At 66.3% G+C, this 8,831-nt stretch carries 5 protein-coding genes and 1 pseudogene; 5 read left to right on the top strand and 1 reads right to left on the bottom strand.

The window, feature by feature from the left end:
* From NA4_RS24140 to NA4_RS24120, 5 genes and pseudogenes are all read left to right on the top strand, one after another.
* Positions 1-189 (top strand): annotated as a pseudogene (locus NA4_RS24140) (hypothetical protein); the annotation flags it as partial.
* Positions 190-5,589, top strand: a complete 5,400-nt coding sequence (locus tag NA4_RS42185; protein WP_067474298.1) for a putative T7SS-secreted protein — start codon at positions 190-192, stop codon at positions 5,587-5,589. It abuts the pseudogene before it with no gap.
* Positions 5,590-5,591: 2 nt separating this feature from the next.
* The gene (locus NA4_RS24130; protein WP_067474295.1) at positions 5,592-5,876 is read left to right on the top strand and encodes a DUF6881 domain-containing protein; all 285 of its coding nucleotides are present in this window, start codon (positions 5,592-5,594) and stop codon (positions 5,874-5,876) included.
* Positions 5,877-6,185: 309 nt separating this feature from the next.
* Complete coding sequence (locus NA4_RS24125; RefSeq protein WP_067474291.1) at positions 6,186-7,181, top strand: endonuclease/exonuclease/phosphatase family protein; 996 nt, start codon at positions 6,186-6,188, stop codon at positions 7,179-7,181.
* An 83-nt stretch (positions 7,182-7,264) separates the two neighbouring features.
* Positions 7,265-7,885: a P-loop nucleotide/nucleoside kinase family protein gene (locus tag NA4_RS24120; protein WP_067474288.1), complete on the top strand. Its 621-nt coding sequence runs from the start codon at positions 7,265-7,267 to the stop codon at positions 7,883-7,885.
* Between the two features lie 27 nt (positions 7,886-7,912).
* On the opposite strand, the gene NA4_RS24115 is transcribed toward NA4_RS24120, so the two are convergent.
* On the bottom strand, positions 7,913-8,818 hold the full coding sequence (locus NA4_RS24115) for a dihydrodipicolinate synthase family protein (protein ID WP_169811105.1): 906 nt from the start codon (positions 8,816-8,818) through the stop codon (positions 7,913-7,915).
* Positions 8,819-8,831 lie beyond the last annotated feature (13 nt).

The following is an 8,831-nucleotide window of genomic DNA, read 5'->3' as shown; positions in this document are numbered from 1 at the left end:
GCCGACTACAGCGCCGCCTCGCTCGATGAGGCGATGACCAAGATCAGCACGAATGTTCAGGTGGTGCAAGCGGTCGGGCCGCAAGCGCTGGCGAATCTGGGAAGCTACGGCACCGGCGCGCAGGCCGGTTGGAATACCGGTGCCGCGCAGCAGGCCGCGGCCATCACGCAACCAGGGGAAGGCTCGTAGGTGGGGATCGGGTTCGACAACTTCCTCAACAGTGTCGGCAACGCGGTCGAGGGCGTCATCGAGGCCGGTGTCGCGGCGGCAGGGCAAGCCGCCGACGCCGGTTTGGACGCGCTGGCTTCCGGTGCCCGCGAGGTCGGCGCCGATGGCGTGGCGGAATCCCTCGATGATCTCGGTGATCGGATCGCTTCTGCGACAGGAGGTCCAGTCGATGAGCGCGACCTCGGCGAAACCCGCGATCCGAAGGAACTGATTCGCGGGGAACCCTCCGCCATCCACGACGCCGCGGAAACGTTGCGCACAATGGGCACCACCATCGATTCCACCGGTGATGCGCTACGCAGGATCGACACCGCGAACTGGACCGGTTCCGCGGCGGATGCTTTCAACGCGGTCTTCGACAAGCAGCCGAAGTTGTGGTGGGACGGCGCCGACGCCATGGCCAAGGCCGCCTCAGCGTTGGATGGCTGGTACAGCGAAGTCGTTGCTGCGCAAGCCAAAGCAGCGGATGCGATCGCGAAATGGGACGACGCCGACGCGGAGGAGCGCACGAAGAAGAACGAGTGGAACGCGCTGTCGGACAGCCAGAAATCCGGTCGCACACTGACCGACACCTGGACACCGATCCGCAACGCCGCGCGCGACATCCTCAACGGCGCACGCGCGCAACGTGACAACGCCGCCGCAGCAACAGCGAGCAAGCTGCTCGACGCGGCCTCGGCCGCGCCCACGGAACCGCCGTTCACCGAACGCTGGTCGAACAATCTCAGCGACCTGGCCGACATCTACCAGCACGGCAAGGAAAGCTTCGATTCCGGCGTACTGACCAGCCTGAGCTCCATGGTGCAGTTCGTGCGCGCGGTCAATCCCAGCGACACCTACAACCTCACTCATCCAGCCGAGTATCTGTCGAGCGTGTCGAGTCTGGGCACCGGTCTCGTGGTGGCCGCGGCCGATCCGGGTGCGGTGGTGTCGTCGGTGGTATCGGACGCACGGCGCAACCCGTTCGAGTTCGCCGGCAGCATCACCGGTGACGCCCTGTTGACCGCGGCGACCGGCGGCGCGGGTAGCGCAAAAGCAGCCGCCACCGCGGTCAACAAGATCGACGACGCCGTGCGCCTCACCGACCGCGCCACCGAACTCGGCACCCACACGCCCACACCGGCTGCCCGCGACATCCCCACACCCGGTCATGACACACCGGCACCCGACACCCAGCCGGCCCTCCACACCAGCTCTGAACCGCCATCCCACCCATCCACAACCAACACCACCGGTGATCACCGCACCGAAGCCGGACACCCGGAAGCACCACCGCAGCAGGCGCATCCGGACACAGCACACACGCCGGATACCGGCACCGCATCGCCTCACGCCGATCAGGACTCCTCTCCCGCCCCGCACCCCGGCGAACCCGAACCCGCACGACCTCGGTCCGAAGATTCTGCGGCCCCGACACACCCGGGCCCCGACCCGTCACCTCGGCATGCCGACACCGACACTCCGGCACACCCCGACGCCGACCGGCCACCAGCCGCAGCGCACCCCGGCTCCGACCCCGGTCACCACGCCGATACCGACACCAACCCACCAGCGGCGCATCATGATTCACCAGGCGCTGCTGATCATGTCAGCGACACAGACACCCATCCCGGCGGTCACGACCAACCGGCCCCTCACCACGATCCCCACGACGGCCCGTCCGCGGATCCGACTCCGCAACAGCGCGCCGAGGCCGACCATAACGCCTACGACCGTGCGCAGGACTCCAGCCATGAATCCGATCGGACACCGGAGCAGAAGACCTGCACCGACGACCCGGTCGATATCGCGACTGGCGAATTCCTGCTTCCGGAGACAGACCTCGATCTCCCGGGTGTGTTGCCGATGGTGTTGCGGCGAACGCATCGCTCCAACTACCGATTCGGTCGCTGGTTCGGGCCGTCGTGGTCATCGACGCTGGACATGCGGGTCGTGGTGGAACATCAGGGTGTCACCTTCCTCGGTGAGGACGGGATCATGCTCGCCTACCCGCACCCCGAACCTGGTGTGGCGGTGCAGCCGGTCACCGGTGGACAACGCTGGACGCTGACACGCACCGACACCGGCGGGTACCGCGTCCTCGATCAGCGGCGGGAACTCATCTGGCACTTCGCCCCCGAACCCACGCTTGCCGGGTTGGAGTCCCGGCTGGGCAATTACGCCATCTCCGCGATCACCGACCGCCACCACAACCGAATCCGCTTCCACTACAACACCGACGCGCAGCCGGTCGCGGTGTCGCATTCCGGCGGCTACCGGATCAGCATCGACACCACCGCAGGACGCATCACCGCACTCTCGGTCCATTCCACCAACGCCGGCGAGCGCCCGACGCGTGTGAGGGAGTTCGGCTACGAGGCCGGGAGCCTGGTCACGGTCCGCAACGGTGTCGGTGCGACGATGCGCTACACCTACGACGACGATCACCGGCTGACGTCGTGGACCGATTCCAATGGCAACCAGATGGTCAACACCTACGACGAGGCCGGGCGCGTGGTCTTCCAGCGCGGCACCGGCGGGGTGTTGAACACCGACTTCGCCTACTTCGACTTCGCCGACGCCACCGGGCGTCTCACCACCGTCACCAACTCCCTCGGCGCGGTCACCAGCCATGGTTTCGACCGCGACCTTCAACTACGGGACCTGATCGACCCGCTCGGTGGGCGCACCCGCATCGCCTACAACGCCGACCGCAAACCGCTGCACGTCACCGCCGCCGACGGCACGACAACCAGCTACCGATACACCGTCGACGGCGACATCGCGACCCTGACCCGCCCGGACGGTCGATCCCTCACCGTCGACTATCTGTGGCGCAACCGGCCGGTCAGCATCACCCGCCCCGACGGCACCGTGTGGCGGCAGGAATGGGACCGACACGCCAACCTGATTGCCGCCATCGACCCGGCCGACGCCCGCACCGAATACACCTATCACCCCAACGGTGCGCTGGCCACGATCACCCAACCCAGCGGCGCCCGAACCCTTATCGAGGTCGACCCAGCCGGGCTGCCGATCCGCGTCACCGATCCCCACGGCGCGATCACCCGCATCGAACGCGACGCCTTCGGCCGTCCCACCGCAGTGACCGACCCCCTCGGCGCCACGACCCACTACCACTGGTCACCCGACGGAAGGCTCCTGCAGCGCACCGACCCCGACCAGTACACCGAAACCTGGACCTACGACGGCGAAGGCAACGCCCTGGCCCACACCAACCGCGCCGGTGAAACCACACGCTTCAGCTACGGCGCCTTCGACCTGCTGGCGACACGGACCGAACCCGACGGGTCCACCACCCGCTACACCTGGGACACCGAACGACGCCTCACCACCGTCACCAACCCGCTCGGCCACACCTGGAGCTACACCTACGACCCGGCCGGGCGGCTGATCGCAGAAACCGACTACAACGGCGCCACCACCCGCTACACCCACGACCCCGCCGGACGCGTCACCACCATCACTCCACCGACCGGCATCACCCGCCACCAAACCCACGACCCCCTCGGTCGCCTCACCGAAATCGCCTCCGACACCGGCGACTGGGTCCGCTACACCCACGACCCCGCCGGCCGGATCCTCACCGCCGCCACCGGCATCAACGAAAACGTCCTCCACACACTCGCCTTCACCTACACCCCGACCGGCGCGGTCGCCACGCAACAACTCGACGACCGGCCGGTCACACGCCATGAATACGACCACCTCGGGCGGCGGATCCGCCGCACCAGCCCCACCGGCGCCACCAGCACCTGGACTCACGACCTCACCGGCCGCGTCCGTTCCCTCACCACCGGCCGCCACCAGCTCAGTTTCTCCTACGACCCGCTCGGGCGCCTGGCCAGCTGGCAGACCGGCGAAATCGCGGTCGCGCTCGACTTCACCGCGGGTGGTCGCCTCGCCCACCAAACCGTCACCGCATTCCCGGCCACCTCGCTGGACCTGGACCCCGCGACAGCGACCCGCCCCAGCCAGCGGCTGCTACGTCACGACGAATACGCCTACCGGCCAGACGGATACCTCACCCACCACACCCTCCACCACCTCGGCGCACAGCCGCAACACCACGACTACCGCCTCGATGCCCTCGGGCGAGTCACCACCATCACCCACGACCACGCCGCCACCGAGCGCTACACCTACGATCCGCTGTCCAACATCACCAGCGCAGCGCTACCCGAGACGGTCGGCACCGAGCCCGCACCACCACATGCTGCGTCGCACCATCGCGTCGACCCGGCAGCGGGGCGGGAGTATCGGGGCAATCTCCTCATCCGTGACGGCCGTACCCGCTACCACTACGACGCGGCCGGTCGGCTGATCCGCAAGACCACCACCCGGTGGTCGCGTAAACCCGACATCTGGCGCTACCGCTACAACAGCTTCGACCAACTCACCGATGTCTGGACCCCCGACCAGCAATGGTGGCACTACACCTACGACGGCCTCGGGCGCCGCACCACCAAACAACACCTCGACACCGACGGCACCGTCCTCGAACGCGTCGACTACACCTGGGACGGCACCCGCCTCATCGAACAAACCAGCAGCGACACCACCACCCGCTGGGAACACCAACCCGGCTCCCACACCCCGATCACCCAAACCACCGACCAAACCACCGTCGACCGCGAGTTCTACGCCATCATCACCGACCTCGTCGGCACACCCACCGAACTCATCGACCCCACCAACGCCTACAGCGCGGCGACCGCGACCACCGATCTATGGGGGCGCACCCAGTGGAGCGGCCACACCGACACGCCGCTGCGGTATCCGGGACAAATCCACGATCCCGAAACCGGCCTGCACTACAACCTGCACCGCACCTACGACCCCGCCACCGGCCGCTACCTCACCCCCGACCCCCTCGGCTTAGCTGCCTCACCTAATCCCAGCACCTACCCCCACAACCCCACCACCCGGACCGACCCCCTCGGGCTCATCCCCAACGAATGCGCCAACACCCCACCCAGCAACCCGCACAGCCCCGCGCCCGCCGACCCGACACCGGGCACAGCACCCCCGCAAAGCCTCTACCACTACACCAACGAGACCGGCCACGACGCCATCCTCGAAAGCCAAGAACTGCGCCCCTCATTACGCGACCACAACCCCAAAGACGCCCGATACGGTGACGGCCAATACCTCACCGACATCGAACCCGGCACCCGCACACCCGCCCAACTCTCCGCAGCGTTCCTGCGCGTACCCTGGGCCGGGCAGAAGTTCTCCCACTTCCTCGAAATCGACGTCACCGGACTCACCGTCATCCAAGGAAGACCCGGCGTCTTCGTCATCCCCAACACCGAACCCCTCGACCTATCAGGACGAATCATCCGATCGGGAAGGAACTGAGCATGCGGTACGTGAAAGTCACCTGGCACCACGACTTCCCCGACGAACCCATCCACTACTTCCACGAAGTCGGCGAAGACAACTACGAAACACGCCGCGTCCAAACCTACCGCGACGGCCACACCGAATGGGCCGACGAAACCCACGAAACAGATACTGCTGGAGTCGCCGAGATCCCCATCGCGCCCCTGGAAGAGATCACCAGCCAACCCGAGTTCGACGCCGAAGAGATCGCCCAGGAAGAGTTCGAACAGCAGTGGACAAAGGCGCGACAGACACCCCATTGAATCACCGGCACTGAGCAGATAGTCGCAATTTCAGAAATGATCGCGCGCAACGAACTTCTATCGTCTTGATGTCGCCTCTGACATGCGGGCCTGCGAGGAGTCGAACCCGCAACCCTGCGTTCGAAAAAGCCCTGATCGATCCGACGTCGCCCTGAGTCTGTGCATCGCCCCGCCGATTCACGACACGTCATGAGCTCGTTTCTTGATGTTCAGCACTTCGTGACCTCGGACGACCGTGTTATCGATCCGCCGACAGCCGCGGTCGCTTACCGTTCGAAGGTCAGGACTCTTCTGCGAGGAGGTGGCCGCATGTCGACAACGCTGTATACCGCGTGGTGGAACGTCGAGAACCTGTTCGACCACAAAGACGCTCCCCGGACCGACAAACTCCAGCGCGTCCTACAGAACGACCTGAAGAACTGGACCGTCCCGATCCGGGATCAGAAGATCAGCCAGCTCGCCTCGGTCATCGCGCAGATGAACAACGGCGCCGGACCCGACCTGCTCGGAGTCTGCGAGATCGAGAACGAAACCGTTGTGCAGCTGCTGGTCGACAAGGTCAACACCCTGCTGCCCGCTGCACGCAGCTACAAGATCGTGCACGCCGACACCAGCGACGAACGCGGCATCGACGTCGCGTTCATCTACGACACCACCCTGCTCGAAGTCCCGGCGCCGCTGACGGATTCGGTGTTCTTCCATGTGGTGATGCGCCGCAACGCCACCCGCGAGATCGTCCAAGTCACCTTCACCACCAAGACCGCAACACCCCGAACGTGGGTCGTGTTCGGCAACCACTGGCCCTCACGCCGCGGCGGCGCCGAAGCCTCCGCCGGCTACCGCGCCATCGCCGGGGAAACCCTCGCCTACTTCCACCAGCGCGTCCTCGAAGTGCACGGCCCCGCGACGCCGGTGCTGGTGATGGGCGATTTCAACGACGAACCGTTCAACACCTCCCTCGACACCCACGCGCTCAGCCGCCGCCAACGCGAACTCGTCGTCAACGGCGACAACCCCTACCTGTGGAACCTCGCCTACCCGCTGCTCGGCTCCCCCGACGGCACCTTCTACTTCGAGAATCAACCGAACATGCTCGACCAGGTTCTGGTGAACAAGAACATGGCCAAAACCACCGCGCCGATCAAGGCCGACCCCGCAGCCGTGCACATCGTCCGCTTCCCCGGCATGACCTCCACCGGCCGCTACAAATCACCCATCCCGTTCAAAGGACTCGGCGACACCACCGCCAACCCGGCTGGCTTTTCCGACCACTTCCCCATCGCCACCACAGTGACCCTCAGCTGAAGTTCTACGCTGCCGCGCAGTTTCACCAGTAACGGCGCCTTCCGGTCCGGAGCTTGGTCACGGCATTGTGGTGGACTGGACGCATGGCAGACGATCACCAGACACCCCGCGGCGACGTTCCGGAGCCGGTACATATGGTGCTGCGCGACGCGGTCGCCGGGCTGCGCGAGTGTGGTGCTGTGGTCGTCGCCGGGTTCCCGGCGTCTGGGAAGTCGACGGCCGCGGCGTATCTCGCGGGTGTGTTGGGTGCACCGGTGTTGGACAAGGATCGGTTCGCGCCGTTGCTGGAGGAGTCGGTCATGCAGAAGCTGACCGGCGATCGGCACGATCGTGACTCCGACACCTACCGCACACTCGTCGGACCCGGCATCTACGACGGGCTCATCCGGACCGGACTCACCGTCGCCGCCACGCACCCGGTGGTGCTGGATGCCCCGTTCCTGTCCACCATCCGCCAAGCCGCCGCGGCTGGCATGACGTTGAGTGATCACCTGCGCGCCTACACCGGGCTTCCGGAATCGGTTCCGCTGGTCACGATGTGGCTCGATTCGCCCGCGCCGGTGATCCGAGCACGGATGATCGCACGCGGCGCCGAACGCGACACCCCCAAACTGGCCGCCTGGGAAACCTACCGCAAGGAAGTCCTCGACAGCGGAGTCCGCGACCTCGCCCACACCTTCTGCGACCTCGTCATCACCACCTGACCGGCCACACGCTCCGGGGGTGGCGATTCAACCTCGAGAACCGCGCAACGTCTCGATCACGGGCAGCGTCTCATCGCGCAGCAACCTGCCGATGCCGCGGCGCTGCTGCGCATCTGCGGCGATCAGCGGAGCACGCACCGCCAGCGGGAACCCCGGTAGCCGCGCCGCGGTCGCGGCCTTGGCAAACGCGATGTCCGACAACCCCATCGCCTTGCGGGTGTCGCTGTAGGTGTCGAAGACCCGCTGCCACCGCCTCGCGGAGGCTTCATCGCCAGCCGCGGAGGCTGCGGTGATCGCCACCGGCAGCTCGGCGACCGGGCCGCCGGCGCCGGTGACGACCCCGTCCAATCCGAGTTCACCCAGCAGCGCCGGAGCACGGTCATCGCCCACGAACACCGACAGCCGCGGACAGGTGGCCTTGTAGGCCTGGGCGACCCCGAGATCCTTGCCGGAATCCTTGACCCCCATCAACAGCGGGTACTCCCCCGCCAACCGCGCCACCACGGCAGGGCTGACCGGGTTGCCGGTATGACGCGGGAAGTTGTACACCAGCCACGGCACTTCGACATCGGCCATCGCCTGCCCGAAGAACTGCTCGACCCCTGACTCGGGTGCGTCGGCGAAGAAGTACGGGGCGATCACCGCCAAACCATCGGCATACTCCTGGGCATGACGAGCCGCCGCACCGACATCAGCCACCGCCGTCGCCCCGACATGCGCAATCAACGTTCCCGCCCACCCGCTACGACAGTGCTCGACAACCGACCGCCGCTCACCCGCGGTGAGGCTGGCGAACTCCCCGCTCGTCCCGTTCACCAAAATCGTGCCCACACCCGCACCGGCGAGCAACTCCAAATAGTCGGTCAACGCCGCGAAGTCCACCGCACCAGAAACTTGAAACGGCGTGACCACAGCAACGATCACAGAGTCCACAATCCCTGATTCA

The sequence above is a fragment of the Nocardia amamiensis NBRC 102102 genome, assembly GCF_001612745.1.
In the GTDB taxonomy this organism is placed as follows: domain Bacteria; phylum Actinomycetota; class Actinomycetes; order Mycobacteriales; family Mycobacteriaceae; genus Nocardia; species Nocardia amamiensis.
This window is presented reverse-complemented; position numbering and strand designations above follow the sequence as displayed.